We start from the raw sequence: 22,322 nt of genomic DNA, 5'->3' as shown, positions 1-22,322 counted from the left end.
AGACTTTTGACCAGCAAACCTATATGGAGGAGGGCTTTCCTCCCGACACCAAGCCTGCGGCTATGGTGCGGGCCTCCAGCCCGAAAATTTGGTGAACAGAATCAGCAAGTTCGCCTGGAGGTTTCCCAGCTTATCGAGGAGCTGCGCTTTAAGGATCCTGAACATCACATCCATGTTGTTTGGTACTGCCTCCACCACGAACTGAAGCGGTTGGAGGAAGTTGAACGCAAATGGCTAAAGGAGTTGGAACTCAAAGACGTTCCCGTCATCTTGGTCTTAACCCAATGCTTGGAATATCCCAATCCTGAAGAGAGCGAGTTTTTCCGGTATTTGCAGCATCAAAATTTGCCTGTCCGCTACATTGTTCCCGTTTTGGCCCGCAACAAGGCGATTAACCGGCAAATTACCATTCCTGCCCACGGGCTGGAGCACCTAATTGGCTGCACGCTAGAGCTTTTGCCGGAAGTGGCTCGCCTTGCCTTTATCCGCCAGCAATTGCTGCGGGTGGATCTCAAGGCCGAGGCTGCCTTTAAGTACGTATCAGGCTATGTGGCCAGTGCAGCGTTTATCGGGGCAGTGCCCCTTCCCTTTGCAGATGCCCCTCTGTTGGTTACAGCCCAAGCAGGCATGATTGCCAATATCAGCTTTATTTTTGGCTTCGAGGCTTCCCCTTCTTTTTACTACTCTTTGATAGCCGCTTTGGCAGGCACTACAATTACAACAGCAATCGGGCGAACGATTGTGTCCAACTTGCTGAAGATGATTCCCGGCCCGGGGATTGTAGGCAGCGCTATCCAATCCACTACGGCAGCCACCCTCACTCTCTCTCTGGGCCTGGCCTATATCGAGCTGATGAAGGCCATCGCCCGCGCCAAAATCCAAGGGATCCAGCTATCTCCAGAAGAGATGAAAGATATCTTTATACGCGAGTACCAAAGTTATGTTGCCTCGGGATCCAAAACTCTGAAAGATGACTTTTCATCCTAGCTTTTGCGTAGGTACTGAATCTAGGGCAGGGGAAGGTCGTGGGGTCTCAAACCCAAAGGTGCCATCGACCAGGTAGAGGGGGCGGCCTTTCACTTCTTCAAAAACGCGGCCTAAATACTCGCCAATCACGCCCAAGCTGATCAGCTGGATCCCGCCCAAAAACAAGATCATCACCGCTAAAGAGGCATAGCCAGGTACATCGGAGCCAAAGAGCAAGGTGCGGATGATGAGAAAAAGGCCATACAAAAAGGCTGGAACCGAGATCGCCAACCCTATGTAGCTCCACACCCGCAACGGCCAAGAGCTAAAAGAGGTGATGCCTTCTATGGCTAGGTTCCACAGCCGCCAGTAGTTCCACTGGGTTTTGCCGCGAAAGCGGGGGGCGCGATCGTAAAAAATGGCCGTTTGCCGGTAGCCCACCCAGGCAAAGATCCCTTTCATAAAGCGGGTGCGCTCTCGCAGCTGTTTAACTGCCTCCACCACCTGCCGATCCAGCAGTCGAAAATCCCCCGTATTGCGCGGGATCCGCACCTGGCTGAGTTGATCAATCAACCAATAGAAGCCGTTGGCTGTAAAGCGTTTTAGCCAGCTCTCCCCGCGGCGGCTGCGGCGCACCGCATAAACCACCTGATAGCCCTGCCGCCACTGCTGCAGCATCTCCGGGATCAGCTCCGGCGGATCTTGCAAGTCGGCATCGATGGGAACAACAGCTCGACCAGAGGCGTGATCGAGGCCGGCAGTAAGGGCGATCTCCTTGCCATAGCAACGGGAAAGGTTCACCACTTTGATACGGGGATCCCGACGATGGAAGGCAATGAGCTTTTCCAGCGTGTTGTCTTGGCTGCCATCGTTGACGCAGATAATCTCGTAGGGGATCCCCAGCGGCTCCAAGGTAAGTTGCAGGCGTTCGAACAGGTGTTCCAGGTTGTCCGCCTCATTTTTGCAGGGGACAACAACCGATAATTCAACCAACTCAACCGGGGGCTCAGACAACATCGAGAGGTGTCAGAATCGGGATCCCGTAGTTGGCCATCATTGTGCCATCAGGGGGTGGCCGACATCTCCGCCACAATCGAGCGCAGCTCGTCTTCCGAGATGCGGTAGACCTCGTTGCAGAATTGGCAAACCGCTTCTGCCCCCTTGTCGGTGTGGATCATATCGAGCAATTCGTCCCGCCCCAGCATGCGCAGGGCCCCCTTCACCCGGTCGGAATTGCACTTGCAGTAGAAGCGGATGGTGCGCATTTCCGGCGCAATTTTCAGATCCAAGTCGCCCAGGCAGATTTGCAACAGCTCCCGCAAGCCGCCGCCGCAAGCCAACATCGGGCTAAATTCTTCCACTTTGGCCAAACGGGCTTCCATCTCTGGGATCAGACTGGCCGGCGCCCCTGGCATCAGCTGCAACAACACTCCGCCGGCGGCGCGTACCCGCTGTGAGTCGAGATTTACTCCCAGAAGGACTGCCGAGGGAATCTGCTCTGAGGAGGAGAGGTAGTAGGTGATGTCGTCTCCCACCTCTCCCGAAACCAGCTCCACCGCGCTGGTGTAAGGCTGGCCATACCCCAGATCCCGCAGCACATGGAGGTAGCCATAGCGCCCAACGGCTTGGCCCACATCCAACTTGCTCTCGGCAGTGAGAGGAAGCTCAATGGCGGGGTTGCTCACATACCCGCGTACCGTGCCATCCAAGCCGGCATCCACCCAGATGTTGCCCAAGGGGCCATTCCCTTTCAGTTGCAGGTTAATCCGCGCCTGGCGTCGCTTCAAGTTGGCCGCCAGCAACAGGGCTGCGCTCATGGCCCGCCCCAAGGCCACTGTCGCCACATAGGAGAGCTTGTGCCGCTCCCTTGCCTCTTGTACCGCCTGGGTGGCCACCAAGCCCACCACTCGGATTTTGCCTTCTGCCGCCGTGGCCCGGATGAGGTGATCCGGCAGAGATGAGGGCGTACCCTCAGAAATACCTTTCGCTCGCTTCAATCGTTCTGACCCAGAGGCATCCGTCATCGCAACCTCAACGCATGTCTTAAACCAAGCCTGCAGGGATCCCCTGGCGACTCAGCCTTCATTCTAAGTGAGTCTAAGTGAGATTGTAGCCCCTCTCTTGCCGGACTTTGGGGAGGGAACTGCCCTGTCGGGGCGGGAATGGGACTGTCCCTTTTCTGGGAGAGATTTTAAGAAGTGTGAAGATCTGAGATGGCAGACGGCAAGCATATCGGAAAATAACTTGCGGGTATGCTCGTCATACTCTTTAAAAAATCGACTTGAGGATGGATATCCATGAGTGTTGTTACGAAATCGATTGTGAACGCGGACGCGGAGGCCCGCTACCTCAGCCCGGGGGAACTGGATCGGATCAAGTCCTTTGTTGCCTCGGGTGAGAAGCGGTTGCGCATTGCTCAAGTCTTAACCGAGTCTCGTGAGCGCATCGTCAAACAAGCTGCCGACCAGCTCTTCCAGAAGCGCCCTGACATTGTCTCTCCGGGGGGCAATGCCTACGGGGAAGAGATGACGGCGACTTGCCTGCGGGATATGGACTACTACCTGCGCCTGATCACCTATGGTGTCATTGCCGGCGATGTCACCCCAATCGAAGAGATCGGCCTGGTGGGTGTTCGCGAGATGTACAACTCTTTGGGCACACCCATTCCGGCGGTGGCCGAGAGCATTCGTCAAATGAAGCAGGTGGCCATGGGTCTGCTCTCTCCTGACGATGCGGCTGAAGCCGGCTACTACTTCGACTTTGTGGTGGGGGCAATGAGCTAATCCCTCATTGTTTTTGCCGCACAACCCTTTGCTGTTCGTCGATTTGGATTTAGGAAGCTCATCATGCAAGACGCAATTACTGCTGTAATCAACAGCTACGATGTTCAAGGCAAGTATCTGGACAGCTCGGCCATGGAGAAGTTGAAAGCCTTCTTCGCCACAGGCGAGCTGCGGGTGCGGGCGGCTGCCACCATCGCGGCCAATGCCTCCACCATCGTCAAGGATGCTGCTGCCAAGGCGTTGCTGTACTCTGATCTCACCCGTCCTGGCGGCAACATGTACACCACCCGTCGCTATGCTGCCTGCATCCGCGACATGGACTACTACCTGCGCTACGCCACCTACGCCATGCTGGCCGGGGATCCCTCCATTCTGGACGAGCGGGTGCTGAACGGGCTCAAGGAGACCTACAATTCCCTGGGAGTGCCCATTGGGGCAACCATCCAGGCCATCCAAGCCATGAAAGAGGTAACTGCCGCTCTGGTGGGTGCTGAGGCCGGCAAGGAAATGGGGGTGTACTTCGATTACATCTGCTCTGGCCTGAGCTAACTCCCGGCGTCATTGCCTCAGGAGAGGTGCATTCTTCAACGAGCACGGCGGGCGATTTGCCACAGGGATCTGGTGTGCTATCTGCGGTACGCGAGCTTTCTGAGGTGAGTCGCCTGTTCTGCTGGTCAAGATAGCCCATTTTGTTGTTGAGCGGGGATCCCATATCATGCGCATGTTCAAGATCACGGCCTGTGTGCCCAGCCAAACCCGAATTCGCACCCAGCGGGAGCTGCAAAATACCTACTTCACCAAGCTGGTGCCCTATGAGAACTGGTTTCGGGAACAGCAGCGCATCCAGAAATCGGGTGGCCGCATCCTGAAGGTGGAGCTGGCCACGGGTAAGCCTGGGATGGACGTAGGACTGCTGTAGTTCCCCTATTCGTTCGTTGCTTTCCCTCGGATACTGAGAAATAGCCCTCTGCAGATCCGGTATGCCCAGCTCTGGAAGCTCTGTTCTTGGGGTTGGGGTAGCGGATCTGGCCGTTTTGTAGGGGTGGGGGTAGATGTTGCCTGATGTGCCGACCCGGTTGGAGCCAATCATCGCTGCCCACAACCTGAGCAAGGTTTACCCGGTGGCCGTCAAGGATCCCGGAGTGGTTGGCACCCTGCGCCACTTTTTTCGCCGCACCTATCGCCACATCCCGGCAGTGCAGTCCGTGAGCTTTCAAGTTCAGCCGGGGGAGATGGTGGGATTTTTGGGGCCCAACGGGGCGGGCAAGACCACTACCCTCAAGATGTTGACTGGTTTGATCTATCCGTCCGGCGGCACGGTGCAAGTGGTGGGTCATGTGCCTTACCGCCGGGAGCCGGCGTTTTTGCGGCAGATCACCCTGGTGATGGGGCAGAAGCAGCAGCTCATTTGGGATCTGCCGGCAATGGACTCTTTGCGCATCAACGCTGCCGTTTACGAGATCCCTGAGAAGGAGTTTCGGGAGCGGGTGGGGGAGCTGGCGGAGCTGCTCGACCTAGAAAGCAAGCTGAAGCAACCAGTGCGCAAGCTTTCCTTGGGGGAGCGGATGAAGGCGGAGCTGTTGGCGGCTCTGTTGCACCGCCCGCAGATCTTGTTTTTGGACGAGCCCACCTTGGGGTTGGATGTCAACGCCCAGGCCGGCGTGCGGCAATTTCTGCGGGATTACAACCGCCGCTATGGAGCAACGGTGCTGTTGACCAGCCATTACATGGCCGATATTACTGCGCTGTGCCAACGGGTGCTGGTCATCAACGCGGGGCAGCTCATGTACGATGGCGACCTCGAGGCATTGCTGGAGCGCTTTGCCCCCTACCGAGAGGTGAGGTTGAAATTGGCTCGCCCTTGCCCTGTTGCCCAACTGCAGCTCTATGGAGAGGTGCGCACGGACGGGGATCCGGGCAGCTGTGAGGCGCGGCTGTGGGTGCAGCGGGAGCAGCTCACCCAAACGGTGGCCAAGCTCTTGGCAGAGCTGGATGTGCTGGATCTAACGGTAACCGACCCGCCCATTGAGGAAGTGATCGGGCGGGTGTTTGCGGATGGGATCCCTTCGGCCAGCCCATAGGGTCATTTGCAACAGGGTTAGGTTGAGCGTGGGCTCCCTTCTTCCCCAAGAGGAGAGGGGCTGGGGGTGAGGGTCAGCAGCGAAGGATCCCAGCTTTGTTGGAAACGACTGGGATTCCCTAACCCTTCCCTCAGATCTTCTGGGCAGCAGCCTCGCGCTGGTCAGCCGTCGAGCGCGCCGCATGCAGCGCAGAGTAGAGCTTGTTGAGGGCATTCATGTAGGCTTGGGCCGAAGCGACGATGATGTCGGTGTTGGCGGCATGGCCGGAAAAGATGCGGTCTTCGTGGCGCAGGCGGATGGTGACTTCCCCAATGGCGTCGATGCCGGCAGTAACCGATTGGACAGAAAACTCGATCAGCTTGTTGGGGATATTGACAATGCGGTTGATGGCCTTGTACACCGCATCCACCGGGCCTGTGCCCACAGCAGCGTCCACCCGCTCTTCTCCTTCCGGGGTTACCAGCCGCACCGTGGCAGTGGGAGCCTCTCGATTGCCACACACCACTTGGACATGCTCCAGGCGGTAGAGTTCGGGCACCGGGCGAGTTTCGTCGTTAACAATCGCTTCCAGATCCAGGTCGGAGATTTCTTTTTTCTTGTCAGCCAGCTCTTTGAAGCGCAAGAAGGCCTTGTTCAGATCCTGCTCCGACAGCTCGAATCCCAGTTCTTTCAGGCGGGTGCGGAAGGCATTGCGGCCCGAGTGCTTGCCCAACACCAAGGTGCTCGATTGCAGGCCAATGGTCTGGGCGTCCATGATCTCGTAGGTCTGGCGGTTTTTCAGCATGCCGTCCTGGTGGATGCCGGATTCGTGGGCAAAGGCGTTGGAGCCGACGATGGCCTTGTTGGGCTGCACCAACATGCCGGTGAGGTTGGAGACCAGGCGCGAGGTGCGATAGATCTCCTGGGTTTTGATGTGGGTGAGGGGCTTCTCGGAGTCCACCGGCAGGCCGAAGTAGGGGTTGAAGTAGCTGCGCCGCACATGCAGGGCCATCACCAACTCTTCCAGCGCTGTGTTGCCGGCCCGCTCACCAATGCCGTTGACCGTCACTTCCACCTGACGTGCGCCCTGCTTGATCGCTTCCAAGAAGTTGGCCACCGAAACCCCCAGATCGTCGTGGCCATGCACGGAAAGGATCGCTTGCTTAATGTTGGGCACATTTTCGCGGATGCCCTTGATCAGTTGGCCGAACTCCTCCGGCATGACGTAGCCGACGGTATCGGGGATGTTGATGGTTTTGGCCCCCGCCCGAATGGCCGCCTCAATGACCTGGTATAGGAACTCGGGATCGGAGCGGGTGGCGTCCATCATGGAGAACTCCACATCGTCCACGAAGGACTTGGCGTAGGCCACCATCTCCTCGGCAATTTGCAGCACTTCGGCGCGGGTTTTGCGCAACTGATACTTCAAGTGAATGTCTGAGGTGGAGATGAAGGTGTGGATGCGGGGCTTGGCAGCAGGCTTCAGGGCGGCGGCGGCGGCCTCAATGTCCGGCTTTAGGGCACGGGCCAGGCTGCAAATCACAGGGCCATCGGGGGTTCCCACCTGCTCGGCCACCTTCTGCACGGCCTCGAAGTCACCAGGGCTGGCATAGGCAAATCCCGCCTCGATGATATCGACGCCCAGCCGGGCCAACTGCCGGGCAATGGCCAGCTTCTCTTCGGTGTTGAGGGTGGCGCCGGGGCACTGCTCCCCGTCTCGCAGGGTGGTGTCGAAAATGAGTACATGATCCAAAGCTTGGCCATCAAACCCGGCGACCGCGGCAGCATCCATAACGGTTACTGGGATAACGAAACACTACCTCATTATTCTGACATTAACTGGGACATTAACTGGCAGGGGTTCTAGCCTTGTTTGGGGAAGATTTGGGTGGGCTCTGTTGAGACGTCATTGGGCTTGGGTCTTGCAACCTTTCCCCTGGGATCCCCAGCGGCGGCAGGAGATGGGGGAAGGCAGATCCCGAAGGCGCAGGCGAGCAGTTGTTCATACTCTTTCTCATCCCTGAGAGGGCGTTCCCAGCGGCCTTCTGGGGTGGTCTCGATCCACTTAAAAGAGCCATTGGCGCGGGCGGTGAGGGTGACCCGTCCGGTCGGAGTGGCCAGGGTGCAAAGGCGCAGCCGGGTAAACATCGATTCTGGCGAAGTTTGGTGAAAGTGGCACATGGGCTCGAACTCCTGCAGGGAGCGTGGGATCCGATCCAGAAGAAATAGAGTTTTCCAGGTGCGATCCGGCTGTTCCTGCTGAATGAGCCAATAACGGCAAGCAGCGGGATCCCCTGGCCAAGGGGTGAGGCGGTAGCGTCCTTCAGCCTGGGCTTGAATCCCGGGATCCCCCAGCCGCAACGGCTCGCGAAAGGCCTCCCCATACCCCACATCTGCCAGCCAGGCTTCATCGCCGATGTTCACCTGCACAGCCAAGTGGTCGCACTCAGGTCCAAAGCGGACATCGGACTCCGTCGGAGTAGCGCGAACGGCGCGGCTCACCTGTCCTGAGAGTAGGTGTACCGAAAACCCCATTCCCTGCAAGGCAGCGGCCAGCAGGCTGTTCAGCTCGAAGCAAAACCCACCCCGCCGCTCTCGGACGATTTTTTGGAACAAGAAATCCCGCTCCAGGCGAATGGCACGACCCCGATGAATGTCCAGATTTTCAAACGGCACCCTCAGCAGGTGGGCTCGGTGGATCTGGCGGAGGGTTTGCAGGGTGGGCTGGGTGGAGCCAACGTAGCCGATCCGATCCAAGTAGGCCCTGATTTGGGAGGGGGTCAGTGGCTCTAGCATCAGCACAGAAGCCGGTTGGCTGCCAAGCAAGCTTTTGGCCTACCCTAGCCTTGCCCCGGATCCCCGGCCAGAGCTAAAAGAACAGTTTTGTTTGGGCGACGCCCCAACCCCTCACCGGGATCTAGGAGGCGGGTATTTTTTCGCTTCTCCAGAGCCGATTTTTCTGGGGTTGTGGGGATCCCTGATGGCCAGGATATGGGCAGAGGATTCTGGTGGACAAACCGGCCAAAGATTGCCCAATATTGTCCACAAGATCGTTCAAAGCAGGTGGGAGCGCTACCGATGGCTGCTGCCCAAAATTTGCCCTCCGATGAGCTTTTTCCCATCACGCTGAAGCTCTTTGCCGTCTATCAAGAAGTAATCGGACAAACCGAGATGCGCCTGCAGGTGAGCCCTGGTACCACCGTCGGGCAGCTGTGCGATCAACTGATCCAGCGCTACCCCAGCTTGGCTCCTTGGCGCTCCCAAACCCGTTTCGGTCTCAACCTCAATTTTGTAGCTGCCGACACCCACCTATCGGCGGGAGACGAAGTCGTTCTGATCCCTCCGGTCAGCGGGGGCTGAAAAGGAGCAAAAGGAGAATGCTACGATAGCGGCAAGAAAAAAAGAAGGCGAAGCGTTACATGGCAGAATACACTCGGTCGATTTCCTTTTATGGGCGGGAAATTGACATCAATATTGGGCTGATGGCCCCCCAGGCAGGGTGTGGGGTTTGGCTGACTTCGGGCGAAACCTCGATTTTGGTTACCGCCACACGGCAGCCAGGCCGGCCTGGCGTTGATTTTATGCCCTTGTTGGTCGATTACGAAGAGCGCCTCTACGCAGCGGGGCGGATCCCAGGGGGATATCTGCGGCGAGAAGGCCGGCCACCGGAACGGGCCACTTTGATCTCTCGCTTAATAGACCGACCCATTCGTCCGTTGTTCCCGGAATGGCTGCGGGATGATGTGCAGGTGGTGGCCACCACCCTCTCGGTGGACGATACGGTGCCGCCCGATGTGTTGTGTATTTTGGGAGCCTCGTTAGCCATTCACGGCGCTCGCATCCCCTTCAATGGCCCCGTGGCGGCGGTGCGGGTGGGCTTGGTCAAGGATGAATTTATCCTCAACCCCACCTATGCCGAAATTGAGGCGGGCGATCTGGATCTGGTGGTGGCCGGCTGTGCCGATGGCGTGATCATGGTGGAAGCCGGGGCCAACCAACTGCCGGAAAAGGATGTGGTGGAGGCCATCGAGTTTGGTTTTGAGGCCATCCAGGAGCTGCTCAAAGCCCAACAGCAAGTCCTGGCGGATCTCAACATCACCCCGGTAGAGCTACCCCCTCCCCCCAAAAACGAGGAGCTGATTGCTTTTGTGGAAGAGCAGGCTCAGGAGGGCATTCGCTCCATCCTCAGGCAGTTTTTGGACAAGACCAGCCGGGAACAGCAACTGGAGGAGCTCAAGGCCAAGCTGGAGGCCCAAATCCAGGAACGGCCAGAGGGGGATCCCTTGCGGCTCTATCTTCTGGAAAATCCCAAGGAGTTGGACAACCAGTTCAAGGCTCTGCTCAAGAAGCTGATGCGCCAGCAGATCCTGCAAGAGGGGGTGCGGGTGGATGGGCGCAAGCTGGACGAGGTGCGACCGGTCTCTTGCCGGGTGGGTTTGATCCCAAGGGTGCACGGCAGTGCCCTGTTCAATCGCGGCCTCACCCAAGTCCTTTCCATTACCACCCTCGGCACCCCCGGCGATGCCCAGGAGCTGGACGACTTGCACCCGGTGGATGAGAAGCGCTACATGCACCACTACAATTTTCCGGGCTTTTCAGTGGGAGAAACGCGGCCTTCACGCTCCCCGGGGCGGCGGGAGATTGGTCATGGGGCGCTGGCGGAGCGGGCCTTGGTGCCGGTGCTGCCCAAGGAAGAGGAGTTTCCCTATGTGGTGAGGGTGGTCTCGGAAGTGCTCTCCTCCAACGGCTCCACCTCGATGGGATCCGTCTGTGGCTCCACTCTTTCCCTAATGGATGCTGGGGTGCCGATCAAAGCGCCGGTCAGCGGGGTGGCCATGGGTCTTATCAAGGAGGGGGACGAGGTGCGCATCCTCACCGACATCCAGGGGATCGAGGACTTTCTGGGCGACATGGACTTCAAGGTGGCCGGTACGCGGGCGGGGATCACCGCTCTGCAAATGGACATGAAAATCACCGGCATCACCGTTGACGTGGTGGAACAGGCCATCCGGCAAGCCAAGGCCGGACGCGAGTTCATCCTCGACAAGATGCTGGAGACGATTGCTGCGCCTCGACCCCAGTTGGCCAAAACGGCTCCTCGTCTGCTCACGTTCAAGGTGGATCCGGAGGACATCGGCAAGATCATCGGCCCCGGTGGCAAGACCGTGCGCGGCATCACCGAAGCGACAGGGGCCAAGGTGGACATCAGCGACGACGGCACAATCACCGTGTCTTCCTCGGTGGGCGGCCAGGCGGAGGCGGCGCGGGCGATGATCGAAAATCTGGTGCGGCGGGTGGAAGAGGGGCAGGTGTATTTGGGCAAGGTGACCCGCATCATCCCCATCGGCGCTTTTGTGGAGTTTTTGCCCGGCAAAGAGGGCATGATCCACATTTCGCAACTGGCGGAGTACCGCGTCGGCAGGGTGGAAGACGAGGTGGCTGTGGAAGATGAGGTGGTGGTCAAGGTGCGCAGCATCGATCACAAAGGCCGTATCAACCTCACTCGCCTCGGCATTAGCCCTGAGGAAGCAGCGCGGGTGCGCAACCATCACCACTGAGGCTGCGGTTTTCCCCCAGCAACGGGGGGGCCAGGGATCCCCTCGACAGCCGCCGGCAGCGGCCAAAATGGCAGAGAAAACTCCATCGCGACAGCGGTGCGGAGCGCTTTTTAGCTGGCTCGCGTCTGCACTGCCGTTCGTGTGGTCGCGTCAGCGGTGCAAAGCCCTTTGCAATATGCCGGATCCCGTCCCTCCCTTTCTCGTTGGCCAAGGCTATACTTCTCCAGCTCGACTGTCCCCCTCCCGGCGGCGGCTGGGCTGGGCGTTGGCTTGGGGCTTGGGTTGGGCTGCTCTGCTTAACCTTTCTGCTCAGCATCCTTTGTTGGTGCGGATGGAGAGCGACGCCCAGGAGTGGCTGTACGCTTGGCGTGGCCCTCAGCAGCCTTCTCCCGAGGTGGTGATCGTCGGCATTGATGGTCGTATAGGACTCGATCGCGACAGCGGTGCGGAGCACGTTCCCGCTAACGGGAACAGCGGACAGGGGGAAAGCAATGGCCGCACCAGTGGTGCAGAGCACCTTGGCCAACATCAAGTTGACTTCCTTCTGGAACGGGCCAACTACGCCGGCCTGACGTTGCGTCTACTGGAAGAAGCTGAGGCCAGGGTGGTGGTGCTAAACCTGCCCAGCAGCTTTGTGGTACCTCAAAACCTGGGCAACGAGAACTTAGATGCCCCTCTGCGTCAGGTGGTACAGCGCTACCCAGATCGCTTGGTCTTGGCCACCCGCAGCAGCGAGAGCTTTGGCCGCTCCGAGATTAACATCTACAACCATTTCCTGCCCTTTTCTTCCCTGCGGCTGGAGTACTTGGTGCCGCCAGAGCATGTGCAGGGGGTGGTGCAATATCGGGTGGATAGGGCCGGGATCCTGCGCCAGGCCCAGTTGCGGGGGCTCTACCTGCGCCGCGACAGCCAAGAGGAGCAGATGTTCGCCTCGGTCGAGGCTCTGGCTTTTGCCAAATACGACCCGGAGCGGGCCAGCCGCTGGTTTCGCGAGCGGGGTTTGCAGCCGATCCAATTCAACCCCCTCGGATCCCAGCACGGGATCCCCATCATCCCCATCGAACGGGTTTGCCCTCCAGCTGTTCTCCAGGCAGGATCCGGGTCTGTTGCCCCGATGATCAACCCCAGCCAAGCCTGCCGCGGCCAAGAAGGGATCCCTCCCCTCGATCCCGAAGTTGCCGACCAATTGCGGGACAAAATTGTCCTGGTGGGTTTTGTGGGCGGCTACCCCGAAACCTTCCCAGTGCGGACTGCGGATGGATCCCAGATTGCGGCGGTGGAGCTGCAGGCGCAAGTCCTCTCCAGCCTGCTCACCGGGGAGGTCTACCAATCCGTGCCGGGGGGGGTGGCGGTTGCGGTGGTCTTGCTGCTGGGAGTGGGAACGGGACTGCTTTTGGTGCTTTATCGTCCCCCCCTACGTTCGCGTCAGCGGTGCGGAGCACTTTTGAGCCCTTGGGGCTGGAAGCAACAGCAGTTTCTCCTGCGGCCTGTGGTGGGGCTTGCCGTTTACGAAGGGTGGGCTGTGGCCCAGTTTCTACTGGGGCGTTGGGTTTGGCCTCTCGTCTTGCCGGCCCTGGCCAGTGGGCTAACGGGGGTGAGCCTGCTGCTCACTTTGGTCATTGTGGAGAATCAAGAACGGCTCTTGGCCCAGCAACAGGAACTGGAGCGTCTGCGTCGGGCCGAACAGGAGGCAGCTATCGACCAAGCCCGCAAGTTGCTTTACCGGGTAGCCACCGACATTCACGATCGGGAGCTGCAGGAGTTGAAGGTGGTGATGGACGACTTGGAGAGCCTGCAATGGCAGCAGCAGCAAGGCAGGTCGCCCGACCCCGCCGTCTACGATCACCTGCTCGAACAACTGGAGAGGATCGGACGCGGGATCCGGAATCAGCTCAACGATGTGCGCACTCTAGCTGCCAAGCTGCGCATCTCCCCCAGCTTGCGAGAGGGGTTGCATCGCGGCATCGAGATCTATCTGGACGAGCTGATCCAAGCGGGCAGCCTGACGCTGTCTGTGGAGCGCCAACTGCAACCGCTGCAGGAGCCCAACACCGGTGAGTGGTTTGATCAGCGAGAAGACATCTTGCGCTTTTTGCGGGAGGCCATCGGCAATGTCATCGCTCACGTGCAACCCCCCAAAGGCAATGCTTCCTTTGTCAGAGTGTCGCTGGCCCAAACGAATCGCCACTGCTGCCTTTCTGTGGTCAACGATGGTATCGAGTACGCTCCCGGCCTCAGCGGCGGCTACGGCAGCAAGGCCATGAACACCATCGCCCGCTATCTACCCAAGGGATCCTGGCATCGCACCCGCACCCCAGAAGGCCATACCCATGTCGAGCTGCACTGGGAGATGCCGCTCTGAAAGACCTACACAGCACTGAACAGAACAGATTTTTGCTCAGCGCTGTTGCTTTCTTCCTGCTTCAGCAACCCTTGACTAGCGGTAGGTTTTAGACCTACCACCTCGCCAGAGGAGTCTCCACAGGCGTTAGCTTGTCGGGGTGTGGGGTTAGCTAAGCCCCGCACTGTACCCGTAGCGTCAGTGTCGGGATACAGATACCCCCACATGGTGTATGGTGAGAGTAGTTGCACAAAACGGCTTTTGCCGGAATCTGGTGCAGCTACGCGGTGGGACATCCCGTGTCTGCTCGCAGAGGGTTCTTGCGTAGGCTCCCCAATGAAGCGAGAAGCCCACACTGTACCCGTAGGGTCAGTGATGGGAGTATGTCACTTCCCCCAGAGCTTGGGGTACATTTCAAACGGTAGCTGGGGTCTAGAAACATAAACCTAACCACCCGCTCCCTGCACACTCGCACAACTGCCTAGCGTTTGCACATCAGGTTGTAGAGAATTGTGCAGCAAAGTGAGGACTCCGTCCCACTATCGCGAACAGTCAATCGGCGATTAGAGACAGCCCTCTTCCTAGGAAGCGTTCTTTGGCTTATCGGCCCAGGGACTGCAGCCAGCCAATCAGGGTGGTACCGGACAGAGCTTCAAACAGGATCAGGGCAACAAAGCCGATCATCGCCAAACGCCCGTTCAAGCGCTCTGCATAGTCGGTGAAGCCCACGCGGGGGGTGCTGTCCACATACATTTCCGGCTCGATGGCGTAGTTGTTCAGCCGACCACCTTCTTCGACGACAACGGAGCGATATCGGGTCATAGGGTTCTCCTCGTGCTTTCTTTCCCAGCGTAGCTCGCTTTGCATAGGATTGTAAAGTTTTATTTACAACGTTGTTGACGCCCAATGTTCCGAGCTGCCGGGCAGAGTTCAACCAGGCCAGGAACAGCCTGTAAGCAGGGTTGTGGCTCTTGTCCCAGTACAGGGGAGCTGATAATAGCAAGGGGACTGGAGGACAACCATGTCGGTGCTGGAACAGTTAAATATGCTGCTGGATGGCCAGCCGGTGGCCAGCTTGGCGGTGCTGGAGCAGGGATCCCCGGCGGTGTCGTTGGTGCCTTTTGTGGTGCAGCGGGATCCCTTGCGCTTTGCCATTGTCATCAGCGATCTTTCTGCCCACACCCAGGCTTTGCGGGCGGATCCCCGGGCCGCGCTACTCATCCACGAGCCGCCTACGCCAGGGGATCCCCGCAGTAACCACGCCCTGCCGCGGGTGATGGTGAGCGGAGAAGCCCAGTTTCTCAGCCGCGAAGAGGCGCAAGCGCAGGGGTTTGAGGCCCTTTATCGCGCCAAGTACGAGATTGCCGAGATGATCCTAAGTTTGGCGGATTTTCACTTCTGTCAGATCGTCCCCAAAACTGGTAGCTTCATCCAGGGGTTTGGCCAGGCATTCCGGCTGAGGGGCCCCAACCTGGATCAACTGGAGCACCTTGGTCGGGCGTAGATTATGAGAATTCCAAGGGCAGCCCGCGCCATCCTTGAGCCCAGGGAAGCTCTTGCTGCGCCGCTTCCTAGCTCCCCTCTTCTGGGGGGAGAGAATGGAGTCCTTTCTCAGGTTTTCGGGTGGGATCCCGGATCCAGTCCAACAGCAGCGGGTTGACCAGCTCGGGGGCTTCATCCTGGGGGCAATGGCCGACCCCCGGCAATGGGATGAACCCCACCACGCAAGGAAACTCTGCCAGGGCCCGCCCCAGAGCAATGGGTTCCCAGGGATCCGCTTCCCCCCACAAGATCAAGACGGGACAGGTGAGCTGAGGCAAGAGATCTTCAGCCAAAGGCCCCTGAGAATAGCGCACAAAGGCCAAAAAGACCTCTGCCGCCCCCGGCTCCAAAGCGGGTTTGAGCAAAAGCTGGATCAGCTCCTCGGTAACCGCTTCTTTGCGTCCGTAGGCTTGTAGAAGGATATTGCGAATGGCCCTAGCCTGGGCCACCTGAGCAAAGAAGAAACGACCAAAGGGGGGCCACCCCAGCAGGGATTGCAGCAAAGGGGTAAACTGGCGGCGCAGCCAGGAGACCTGGCCCCGTTTCCGCTCGTGCAATAGCCGCAGCGAGGGATCCAACATCGCTACCCCTAAAACCTGGGCTGGATCCAGAACCGCCGCCTGCAAAGCCACGATGCCCCCAATCGAGTTGCCCACCAGGTAGGCCGGCTGGCCCATCACCTCCCGCACAAAATCGGCCACCAGGGATCCCCAGGTCTCAAAGGTGTAGGGCAAAGGGGATCCCGGCAGGGGCTTGGCGGATCCCCCAAACCCCAACAAATCGACCGCATACACCTGACAGTGCTGCCCCAGCTCCGGCAAATTTTTCCGCCAATGGTCGCTGCTGGCCCCAAAGCCATGGATGAGCAACACGGCTGGGCCTGTGGATCCCGACTGTTGGTAGCGAATGGGCTGGTCACGCCAGAGCCAGCGATGCTCTGTGTTCGCGTTGGCGCTGCATGGCAACATGGGGGTGCAGTGTAGGTTTGAGTCAGCGTTGCGATCCTAACCGTTCGCGACAGCGGGACAAAGTCCTTGTGATCGGGGCAAGTAAACTACCCGGCTCCGACCGCTAAGCGGTACGGAGCGGGCTTTCAGTAGCCCTGAGCCTGCTCTGCTCTACCAGAGAACAAAACAGGCCCGAACCTCTAGGCCGGTTTACGGCAGCCCCCAAGAGCGCAATTACGTTTGCACCATTCAAGTCCGCATCTCCTTCCCATCCACAGTGCCCACACTTAAACTTCTTCCCACTGCGGTAGGATTGCGCAGGATCGGGATGGATGTGTAAACACTTGTGACAGGTCTGCGACGTGTAGGCAGGCGGCACAAGAACCAGAGAAACCCCTGCAACTCTCGCCTTGTATTCCAGAAACTGGCGTAGCTGGTAGAACGCCCAACTGTTGGTTCTGCGCCGTTCGGCCTTGTTGCGCGGCTGTTGATTGACTCTTTCCCGGATCCCTGTCAGGTCTTCCAGGGCGATAGCGCTGTTGGTAGCCTTTGCCCTAGAGACAATAGCTTTGGAGATGCGATGATTGACCCACACTTGAAAGCGTCTTTCCTTGCCAGACAGCCGTTGCAACAGTTCTCTGCATCTGCGCCGCGAACTGCGTGTGCCCTTACTGGCTTTGCGTTGGAGTGCTGCCCTCAGTCGGGAGTAGTGGTCGCGGACTCGGTTCAACTGCTGTCCATTCCAATTGTCCCCCTCTGACGTATGGGCGATATCCGTCCTGCCCAAGTCCACCCCGATCACCTTGTCGGTATCTTGTTGCTTGGGTGGTTTCCTTTCTGCGCAAATCTGGATGTAGTAGGAGCCATCTTTGCGCTTGACCAGGGTGGCAGCTTTTGGGTTGGAACCAGCCAGCATTCCCCTCTGGTAGTTACCAATGGCTAGCTCAAAGCGTTCTCTCCCTTCCACCGTGGTCAGCGACACCGTCCAGTCTTTCTCGCGAAACGAGAAGATACGTGCATCGTAGGTAACGAACCCACACTTGAACTCTTTAACCGGACGGTTGCGCTGTCTCGCCACTTTGCGAGCGCCTGCCACCCGTCTGCACACCTGCTGGGCCAAGTTGCTGGACAAGCCGAATCGGGCGCGAATCTCGTAGTAGCAAAGGGACTGCAGTTTGACCGCATTGACGATCTTCTCCGGCGTGTTCTGGTTGACCCAGTTCAAGGCTTGGCCAAAAGCCTCCATCGTCGCGTCCAATTTGGCGGCTTGCGACTGGGACGCCTTGAGCTTACAGGAGACGGTCAGGACTTGGCTCATGAGTTCATTGTACTTCATCAAAGCGCATTCCTCCCGGCACTGACCCTACGGGTACAGTGCGGGGCTCCTGCGATTTCTAGCTGACGCAAGCATCTGCCTGGATAGACAGCCCGATAGATGGATAATGGTTCTGGTGTTGATCTTCCCGGCAATAGCTCCTGCCCAAGCTGGGCTCTTTTCTCTCCTCTGTCATTGTGCACCGCCCTTTTGCCTATCTTATGTTGCCAAATCCTCCTCTCGTAGCCATCCCCCTGTTCTCCATCGCGGCAGCCATGCTCTTGGTCTATCTGCCCATGGGGGTGGTGGGCTATGCCCGTGCCCGCGTTGGCTACGACCTGCATGCTCCTCGGGCTATGTTTGATAGGCTACCTCCATATGGACAGCGGGCCACCTGGGCCCACGCCAACGGGTTTGAGACCTTTGGGATGTTTGCGGCAGCAGCGTTGATTGCCTACATCACCGGCCCTCACTCGGATCCCTGGTATTTTGGCCTCAGCGGAGATGAAGGGGTAGCTGTGCTGTGTGGGGTGTTTCTGCTGGCGCGGCTGCTCTACAACTTTTTCTACATTGCCGATATTCCCATTGGGCGATCCCTCTCCTTCTTGGCGGGATCCCTGGCCACGTTGGGCCTGTTGCTGATTAGCCTGCTGCCTTTTCTCGGCACCGGCCTGGCCTAATCTGGCAAGAGAAACTCCCCCGTCATTTGTTGAGCCTGCCGGTACCCTGGCCCAACCTGCGATACTGGAAAAGGACTTCGTCCTGCTGTCGCCAACGGCGTCCTCTGGGTGCCTCTCTTTTGTCCCACGGCCCACTACGCAACGGTCAGCCATGTACACTCTGGAACTGCTCCTGAAAGGGAACCCTGCCCCCATCGTTGTCCACCAAAAAGAGGAAGAAGCGGCCAACCGGGCCTACCAAAGCATCGTCAATGCTCTGCAGAGTGGATCCCCTCAGAGTTTGGAGCTGACCTGCGACCGCACTGGCAAAAAGGTGTTTCTGCTCACCGGTGAGTTGTGTGGCGTGCAAATGACTTCTAAGTCGGGCAGCGCCAGCCCCATGGGAACCCGTCCCGGTTTTTTGGCCCAGTTGCAAAGCTGAGGACAGCCCTTTTCTCTCTGCCGCTAAGGGATCCCCATGTCTGAGGTGGCCATTCGGGTGGAGAGCCTGACCTTTGCTTGGCCGGAACGTCCGCCGGTTTTGCAGGCGTGCAGTTTTGTCATTCCCAAGGGCCAGTTGTGGATGCTGTTGGGGCCCAATGGCAGCGGCAAGTCCACTTTGTTGCAACTGTTGTCCGGATCCCTGACCCATCCCCAGCCCCTTTCGGGCCACCTGGAGATTCGCGGTCGGCTGGGCTATGTGTTTCAAAACCCGGATCACCAACTGTTCATGCCCACGGTGGGAGCCGATGTGGCCTTTGGCTTGGGAGCAGAGGCCCTGACCTTGGCGGAAATTCACCGGCGGGTGGAAACAGCCTTGGAGCAAGTCGGATTAAAGCACCTGATCCGTCGGCCCATCCACGGCCTCAGCGGCGGACAGAAGCAACGAGTGGCAGTGGCAGGGGCTTTGGCCCGGCGCAGTGAGGTGCTGCTTTTGGACGAGCCGACAGCCCTGTTGGATCCCGACAGCCAGGCGGATTTGCTGCGGTGCATCCGGCAACTGGTGGATCAAGAAGGCATCACCGCCCTTTGGGTAACCCATCGGCTGGCGGAACTGGAATGGGCAGACGGGGCGATTTTGCTCTCGGAAGGTCAAGTGCGTCAACAGGGATCCCCAGAGCAGGTGCGGCAACGGATTGAACAACTGTTTGGGGCCTGAGGGATCCCTGCGCATCCTGATCCCAAAGAGATCGCGAAAGCGCAGCTGCACCCCCCTGCCGTCACTGTTTAGAATGGGTAATGTATCCGGTTGATCAATTCGGTTGGCACAAGGTCATTATCCTGAACTTATTCCCCGTCTGGATCGGCTGGTTTCTACTTGTTGATCCGGGATTACGCTGGATCCCTGCAGATTTGCGTCAGCCGGTTACATCAGCGGGCCACCGGCCCCATCTAGTCTAAAGGAGCTTGAGAACATGGGACTGTCTGAAGTGATCGCCAAAGAGCTGGAAAATGCTCGCAACGTCTGCTCTGAGTACGGCGAAGGGGATCCCCACTGCCGTGCGGCCTGGGATGCGGTTGAAGAAGTGCTGGCAGCTCGCAGCCACCAGCCGAGGACTCCCAGCAGCCTAGAGCAGCACTGCGCTGAAAACCCAGATGCTGTTGAATGCCGGGTCTACGATACCTGATTCTCGGGAACCCCACAGAGTGGATGCTCTCTGTCGATTCCGTAGCGATCGACAAGGTTTCCTACTGGGGATCTCCGACAAAATCCAGCGGCCTGCCGGATCCCTGCCGGTAGGCTTTGCTTTCTTGGGCTGGAAGGCTTGACTGGGTGCGGTTTCAGGCGCGACGTACAGAGCGCTTTCTTTTTAGGGTCATTTTGATTCAAACCAGGACACTGCACCCGCACTTAAAACGTTAGATGCACAGGGCCAGAAGGCTTTTCCCAGTACCTCGGTCGCCTTGTCCCAACCTGAAACGACTATGAAATTGTGACCTGCATCATTGCCATCCATCAAAACCAGGACAGGGATTCATCAAACTTATGGCTTATGGGATCCCCAGTGCCGGTGGAGAGCGTTTTTCACGAAGAAAGCCTCTGAGCAGAATCAGCCCGCAGCCATTGCCTCACCCACAAGGCGAAGGCTATTCCCAGCAGCAGCAGTTGGGGGAGCAGCGTCTGCCAAGTAGGATATATGCCCAGCCAGCGCAGCTTTGGGATCCCAACAAGAGGAGTGATGGGCAGCCAGTCCGCCACCTGTAGAGCGTGCAAGCCACTGCCCAAAAACTTAAAGCCCAAGTAGAAAATCAGCAGACTTAGACCCCGGAAAAAAACTCCCAGCGGCAATTTCAGCCCCACCTGCAGCAGCAAGATCGCCAGTGCCACCAACACCAGGGATCCCAGGCCGATCCCCAGCCAAAAATCTTTTGCCGAGAGGGAAGGGGCCAACCCCACATAAAACAGCACCGTTTCCGCCCCCTCGCGAAACACCGCCACAAAGGCCAGAAAAGCCAAGGAAAAAACCTGACCCGTGGCCAGTGCCGCCTGCGCCTGTTCCCGCACAAAGGTTTGCCAAGAAGCCACTGCAGCCCGGCGGTGCAACCAAAGGCTGACCGAGAACAACAAACCTGCTGCCACCAGCCCGGTGATCCCTTCCAGCACCTCTTGTCGCGTGTGGGTGAGCATCTGCTGGAAAAACAGCTTCACCAGCAGACCGAGCATCACCGCTGCCAGCAAGCCCGCGGATCCCCCTAGCCACACCCAGCGCTTCTGAGCCGATTGCCCGCTCTTGCTCATAAGGGCCAGCAGTGCCACCAGCACCAAGAGAGCTTCCAGGCCCTCCCGCAGCAGAATCGAAGCAGCATCCAGGAACGTGTAGTCCGACATAGGCTCACCCAGACAGGCGGCTCAGTTTTAGCTGGAGCCAAGAGGATTTCTAAGTGGTGGCTGGGATGAACTTGAGGGCAGCAGAATTGATGCAGTAGCGCAAACCCGTGGGTGGGGGGCCATCCCGAAACACATGCCCCAGATGCCCACCGCAGTTAGAGCAGTGGACTTCCGTGCGGGGCACAAACAATTTCCAGTCCGTCTTGGTGCCGATCACATGGGGAGCAATCGGCTCCCAAAAGCTGGGCCAACCGGTGCCACTGTCGTACTTGGCCGCCGAGGAAAACAGCTCCTGACCACAGCCGGCACAGACATAGATACCTGGGGCCTTGTTGTCGTAGTAAGCGTTGCGGAAGGGGGGCTCAGTGCCCTCTCGGCGCAGCACATAGTATTGCTCTTCGGTGAGCAGTTGCCGCCACTCGGCGTCGGTTTTGGTGAAGGGATAAGTCTGTTGGGCCATTGCTCTTTGCTCTCCTGCTAAGCTGAGGGGTGCTGTAATCAACCCGGCCACCGCCAAGGTCAACAGCTCGCGTCGTCGCATGATGAGGTTCATCTGTTGTCGCTGTGTAAGTGGCGGGGAGGCCATCCCTACTAGGGGGATCCATCCGCCTTTGTCCGCCACCTGTGGGTTGAGACCTGCAAGCAGGTTACCCGTATCTTAACCCTTCTTTACGCTCCCTTCTGCAAAACAGGGAGATAGCCAGTATTCTATGGGTTCCATTGGCAGCTTCTATCCCCAGCTTCAGTCGCCATCCCGTTACAATGAGCGCAGGTGGGCTGCTTGTCCAACCCTAGACGAGTCATGGAGTTTTTCCTATGCTGCTGGTCGGCTCAGGTGCAAAGTTTGTACAGCAACTGGAGCAAGCTGGAGCTTTGGCCATCTATGTAACCCCAGAGGGGGGATCCGAGGGGCACTACCTGCGGCGGCTGCGCGGAGCTGGGTATGAGGTGGTCACCCTCTCCAGTAAGGGAATCGGGGACCTGGCCAGCTATTTGACGCGCATTCATGGGGTACGGCCTGCCACGCTGGGCAAATCGGAGCGGCGCACCTATTTCTTTCCCGCGTTGATCGAGCAGTATCGGGCCACCTTGCCCCCAAAAGCTAAGGGGTTGGTGTTCTGGTTTTACGAAGGGCATGTGTTCAGCCAACAGGAACTCTCCTACCTGGTGAAGCTGAGTCGGGAAGACAAGGGAGTGAAGTTTGTGGTGGAACTGGGCCGAGAACGGTCAATTCGTTGGCAACCTCTGCAGAGCGCCTGAACCTCTCTTCGGGATCCTGGAAATTTCTTTGCTACCATCTCAAGTAGATGGCCTGCGGCTC

Annotated in this window: 24 protein-coding genes; 14 read left to right on the top strand and 10 right to left on the bottom strand. The window is 58.4% G+C overall.

Annotated features, from left to right (window positions below):
* Positions 1 to 210: 210 nt before the first annotated feature.
* On the top strand, positions 211 to 987 hold the full coding sequence (locus ACVWY9_RS04260) for a YcjF family protein (RefSeq protein ID WP_457387588.1): 777 nt from the start codon (positions 211 to 213) through the stop codon (positions 985 to 987).
* Here the strand turns inward: ACVWY9_RS04260 and ACVWY9_RS04255 are convergent.
* On the bottom strand, positions 979 to 1,983 hold the full coding sequence (locus tag ACVWY9_RS04255; RefSeq protein ID WP_414349686.1) for a glycosyltransferase family 2 protein: 1,005 nt from the start codon (positions 1,981 to 1,983) through the stop codon (positions 979 to 981). The two genes, ACVWY9_RS04260 and ACVWY9_RS04255, sit on opposite strands and share 9 nt — an antisense overlap.
* Positions 1,984 to 2,030: 47 nt before the next feature.
* A complete protein-coding gene (gene hslO / locus ACVWY9_RS04250; protein ID WP_414406715.1) occupies positions 2,031 to 2,921 on the bottom strand; it encodes an Hsp33 family molecular chaperone HslO in 891 nt (296 codons plus the stop codon).
* Positions 2,922 to 3,263: 342 nt separating this feature from the next.
* On the opposite strand from hslO, the gene ACVWY9_RS04245 reads away from it, so the two are divergent.
* The 4 genes from ACVWY9_RS04245 to ACVWY9_RS04230 all read left to right on the top strand — a co-directional run bounded on the left by ACVWY9_RS04245 (position 3,264) and on the right by ACVWY9_RS04230 (position 5,830).
* Positions 3,264 to 3,749, top strand: coding sequence for a globin family protein (locus ACVWY9_RS04245; protein WP_414331342.1), 486 nt, complete (start codon positions 3,264 to 3,266; stop codon positions 3,747 to 3,749).
* Positions 3,750 to 3,812: 63 nt separating this feature from the next.
* Complete coding sequence (gene apcB / locus ACVWY9_RS04240; RefSeq protein WP_011433054.1) at positions 3,813 to 4,298, top strand: allophycocyanin subunit beta; 486 nt, start codon at positions 3,813 to 3,815, stop codon at positions 4,296 to 4,298.
* A gap of 166 nt (positions 4,299 to 4,464) precedes the next feature.
* Complete coding sequence (locus ACVWY9_RS04235; RefSeq protein WP_011433055.1) at positions 4,465 to 4,668, top strand: phycobilisome linker polypeptide; 204 nt, start codon at positions 4,465 to 4,467, stop codon at positions 4,666 to 4,668.
* 133 nt (positions 4,669 to 4,801) lie between these two features.
* Positions 4,802 to 5,830 (top strand): ABC transporter ATP-binding protein, encoded by a 1,029-nt coding sequence (locus ACVWY9_RS04230; RefSeq protein ID WP_011433056.1) that lies wholly within the window; start codon positions 4,802 to 4,804, stop codon positions 5,828 to 5,830.
* Between the two features lie 130 nt (positions 5,831 to 5,960).
* On the opposite strand, the gene ACVWY9_RS04225 is transcribed toward ACVWY9_RS04230, so the two are convergent.
* A complete protein-coding gene (locus ACVWY9_RS04225) occupies positions 5,961 to 7,601 on the bottom strand; it encodes a 2-isopropylmalate synthase (RefSeq protein WP_457387587.1) in 1,641 nt (546 codons plus the stop codon).
* Between the two features lie 71 nt (positions 7,602 to 7,672).
* Positions 7,673 to 8,605 (bottom strand): arylamine N-acetyltransferase family protein, encoded by a 933-nt coding sequence (locus ACVWY9_RS04220; protein WP_457387586.1) that lies wholly within the window; start codon positions 8,603 to 8,605, stop codon positions 7,673 to 7,675.
* Positions 8,606 to 8,887: 282 nt separating this feature from the next.
* Here ACVWY9_RS04220 and ACVWY9_RS04215 point away from each other — a divergent pair, with 282 nt between their 5' ends.
* The 3 genes from ACVWY9_RS04215 (at position 8,888) to ACVWY9_RS04205 (ending at position 13,729) form a co-directional block, all read left to right on the top strand.
* The gene (locus ACVWY9_RS04215; protein ID WP_414416405.1) at positions 8,888 to 9,169 is read left to right on the top strand and encodes a MoaD/ThiS family protein; all 282 of its coding nucleotides are present in this window, start codon (positions 8,888 to 8,890) and stop codon (positions 9,167 to 9,169) included.
* Positions 9,170 to 9,228: 59 nt separating this feature from the next.
* Complete coding sequence (locus ACVWY9_RS04210) at positions 9,229 to 11,367, top strand: polyribonucleotide nucleotidyltransferase (RefSeq protein WP_011433060.1); 2,139 nt, start codon at positions 9,229 to 9,231, stop codon at positions 11,365 to 11,367.
* 175 nt (positions 11,368 to 11,542) lie between these two features.
* Positions 11,543 to 13,729 (top strand): CHASE2 domain-containing protein, encoded by a 2,187-nt coding sequence (locus ACVWY9_RS04205; protein WP_457387585.1) that lies wholly within the window; start codon positions 11,543 to 11,545, stop codon positions 13,727 to 13,729.
* A 5-nt stretch (positions 13,730 to 13,734) separates the two neighbouring features.
* Here ACVWY9_RS04205 and ACVWY9_RS04200 read toward each other — a convergent pair whose 3' ends face one another.
* Positions 13,735 to 14,004: a hypothetical protein gene (locus tag ACVWY9_RS04200; protein WP_457387584.1), complete on the bottom strand. Its 270-nt coding sequence runs from the start codon at positions 14,002 to 14,004 to the stop codon at positions 13,735 to 13,737.
* A 304-nt stretch (positions 14,005 to 14,308) separates the two neighbouring features.
* A complete protein-coding gene (locus tag ACVWY9_RS04195; RefSeq protein WP_011433062.1) occupies positions 14,309 to 14,530 on the bottom strand; it encodes a high light inducible protein in 222 nt (73 codons plus the stop codon).
* A gap of 199 nt (positions 14,531 to 14,729) precedes the next feature.
* Between ACVWY9_RS04195 and ACVWY9_RS04190 the strand changes: the two genes are divergently transcribed.
* Positions 14,730 to 15,212, top strand: coding sequence for a pyridoxamine 5'-phosphate oxidase family protein (locus tag ACVWY9_RS04190; RefSeq protein ID WP_457387583.1), 483 nt, complete (start codon positions 14,730 to 14,732; stop codon positions 15,210 to 15,212).
* 67 nt (positions 15,213 to 15,279) lie between these two features.
* Here ACVWY9_RS04190 and ACVWY9_RS04185 read toward each other — a convergent pair whose 3' ends face one another.
* Both ACVWY9_RS04185 and ACVWY9_RS04180 read right to left on the bottom strand, forming a co-directional pair.
* Complete coding sequence (locus tag ACVWY9_RS04185) at positions 15,280 to 16,218, bottom strand: alpha/beta fold hydrolase (protein ID WP_414349693.1); 939 nt, start codon at positions 16,216 to 16,218, stop codon at positions 15,280 to 15,282.
* Positions 16,219 to 16,321: 103 nt separating this feature from the next.
* Positions 16,322 to 17,515, bottom strand: a complete 1,194-nt coding sequence (locus tag ACVWY9_RS04180) for an RNA-guided endonuclease InsQ/TnpB family protein (protein WP_457387596.1) — start codon at positions 17,513 to 17,515, stop codon at positions 16,322 to 16,324.
* Between the two features lie 218 nt (positions 17,516 to 17,733).
* Here ACVWY9_RS04180 and ACVWY9_RS04175 point away from each other — a divergent pair, with 218 nt between their 5' ends.
* The 4 genes from ACVWY9_RS04175 to ACVWY9_RS04160 all read left to right on the top strand — a co-directional run bounded on the left by ACVWY9_RS04175 (position 17,734) and on the right by ACVWY9_RS04160 (position 19,799).
* On the top strand, positions 17,734 to 18,192 hold the full coding sequence (locus ACVWY9_RS04175) for an MAPEG family protein (RefSeq protein WP_011434188.1): 459 nt from the start codon (positions 17,734 to 17,736) through the stop codon (positions 18,190 to 18,192).
* Between the two features lie 151 nt (positions 18,193 to 18,343).
* Entirely contained in the window at positions 18,344 to 18,613 is a 270-nt protein-coding gene (locus tag ACVWY9_RS04170) for a hypothetical protein (protein ID WP_011434187.1), read from the top strand.
* 36 nt (positions 18,614 to 18,649) lie between these two features.
* A complete protein-coding gene (locus ACVWY9_RS04165) occupies positions 18,650 to 19,330 on the top strand; it encodes an energy-coupling factor ABC transporter ATP-binding protein (RefSeq protein ID WP_457387582.1) in 681 nt (226 codons plus the stop codon).
* A gap of 256 nt (positions 19,331 to 19,586) precedes the next feature.
* On the top strand, positions 19,587 to 19,799 hold the full coding sequence (locus ACVWY9_RS04160; protein ID WP_011434185.1) for a CP12 domain-containing protein: 213 nt from the start codon (positions 19,587 to 19,589) through the stop codon (positions 19,797 to 19,799).
* A gap of 398 nt (positions 19,800 to 20,197) precedes the next feature.
* On the opposite strand, the gene ACVWY9_RS04155 is transcribed toward ACVWY9_RS04160, so the two are convergent.
* Positions 20,198 to 21,001 carry an FTR1 family iron permease gene (locus tag ACVWY9_RS04155; RefSeq protein WP_457387581.1) on the bottom strand — a complete coding sequence of 268 codons (804 nt, stop codon included), beginning with the start codon at positions 20,999 to 21,001 and terminating at the stop codon, positions 20,198 to 20,200.
* 49 nt (positions 21,002 to 21,050) lie between these two features.
* Positions 21,051 to 21,542, bottom strand: coding sequence for a peptide-methionine (R)-S-oxide reductase MsrB (msrB, locus tag ACVWY9_RS04150; RefSeq protein ID WP_414380695.1), 492 nt, complete (start codon positions 21,540 to 21,542; stop codon positions 21,051 to 21,053).
* Between the two features lie 275 nt (positions 21,543 to 21,817).
* On the opposite strand from msrB, the gene ACVWY9_RS04145 reads away from it, so the two are divergent.
* Positions 21,818 to 22,261 (top strand): NAD(P)H-quinone oxidoreductase subunit N, encoded by a 444-nt coding sequence (locus ACVWY9_RS04145; RefSeq protein ID WP_011434182.1) that lies wholly within the window; start codon positions 21,818 to 21,820, stop codon positions 22,259 to 22,261.
* The last annotated feature ends 61 nt before the right edge of the window (positions 22,262 to 22,322 follow it).

Source organism: Thermostichus sp. OS-CIW-31, from assembly GCF_054060305.1.
The sequence above is the reverse complement of the archived record's forward strand: the minus strand, read 5'-3'. Positions and strand labels throughout refer to the sequence as shown.